Below are 1429 nucleotides of genomic sequence, written 5' to 3'. Positions count from 1 at the left end.
GGATCAAGCAGAATCTTTGGGGGGAGAAAAATAAATTCTTAGTTTAGGGGTGTTAAAATATATTACCTTGCAAGACGCTGAACGTAGACTATTAGCCTTATTAATGCCCGAAGGCCTGTTAGATTATTTCGATATCATGGAAGTTGTCCAGAAAGATAAAGAACTCCACATCCATTTGGATGAAAAAAATATTGCTCCTTCGGGTTATGAAAACAGTAAACTGGAATCCAAGGGTTTCATGCCTGTTTCGGAAATTAAAGACTTTCCCATTAGGGGTCAGAAAGTTACTCTTCATATTAGACGCAGACGTTGGACGGTGTTAGATACACAGAAAATCATTACTAGGGATTGGAACCTTGTTCGTGAAGGTGCTCGAATGACTACGGAATTCGGGCTTTTTTTAAAGGGGATATTTGGATAACTATCCGATCAGTGCCCATCTTTTGGGGCTTCTGTTTCAGTTGGATGGCAAACAGCTTCAAGATCAGTATAAGAATCACTTGAGCGACTTTCATGATTGGGATCAAAAGCATCATGCGGAGTATTGGACTGTATTTCCTGAAAATATATCCCCACAGCTCAGTATCGATGAAACCAGTTTTAGCAATGGTGAACTTTATACCATCGTAAGCAGCAAAGCTTCCAAAGGAAGAAAAGGGACTATTGTAGCTACCATTAAAGGAACAAAGGCAGAAGATATTATCGCTGTATTAGAACGTATCCCACTCAGGCTAAGAAACAAGGTTAGGGAAGTAACGATGGATATGGCTCCCAATATGGCAAAGGCTATCCGTAGGTGTTTCAGGAATGCCAGACGGGTTATCGATCGGTTTCATGTACAAAAACTTGCTTATGATGCTGTTCAGGAACTGCGTGTCAAATACCGCTGGCAGGTGTTAGATGAAGAAAGTAAAAAGATTGCCCAAGCACGTAAAAACGGTATTCCTTATGATCCTGAAGTACTATCCAATGGTGATACCCTCAAACAATTGTTAGCAAGGTCAAGATATCTGCTATTCAAACACCCCACAAGATGGACGGAGAGTCAAAAGCACCGGGCAGAGCTCTTATTTCTACGGTTTCCTCTTCTCAAAAAAGCACATGGTCTGGGAATAGCACTTGGAGATATCTTCCAGAAATGCAAAGACAAGAAAGTCGCATTTACCAAGTTAGGCCTATGGCATAATCAGGTGGAAGCCTCAGGGATAACATCTTTTGAAAGCGTAGCCAGATCTATTGCTGCCCACCATCCCTATATCCTACATTACTTCGATAACAAAAGTACCAACGCTTCTGCAGAATCCTTTAATGCTAAATTGAAAGCATTCAGAAGTATCTTCCGTGGGGTCAGAGATACCCAATTCTTCCTTTATAGAGTAATGAAATTATATGCTTAAATATCCTCCCCCCCAAAGATTCTGCTTGATCC

At 40.9% G+C, this 1429-nt stretch carries 2 protein-coding genes; both read left to right on the top strand.

What is annotated here, in order from left to right; all coding sequences use genetic code 11:
* Window positions 1-49: 49 nt before the first annotated feature.
* Window positions 50-421: a transposase gene (locus G5B30_RS17075; RefSeq protein ID WP_317164359.1), complete on the top strand. Its 372-nt coding sequence runs from the start codon at window positions 50-52 to the stop codon at window positions 419-421.
* A complete protein-coding gene (locus G5B30_RS17070; protein WP_240903250.1) occupies window positions 414-1397 on the top strand; it encodes a transposase in 984 nt (327 codons plus the stop codon). Before G5B30_RS17075 ends, G5B30_RS17070 begins: the two co-directional genes overlap by 8 nt.
* Window positions 1398-1429 lie beyond the last annotated feature (32 nt).

This window comes from Sphingobacterium sp. SGG-5 (assembly GCF_011043525.1).
In the GTDB taxonomy this organism is placed as follows: Bacteria; Bacteroidota; Bacteroidia; order Sphingobacteriales; family Sphingobacteriaceae; genus Sphingobacterium.
The sequence above is the reverse complement of the archived record's forward strand: the minus strand, read 5'-3'. Positions and strand labels throughout refer to the sequence as shown.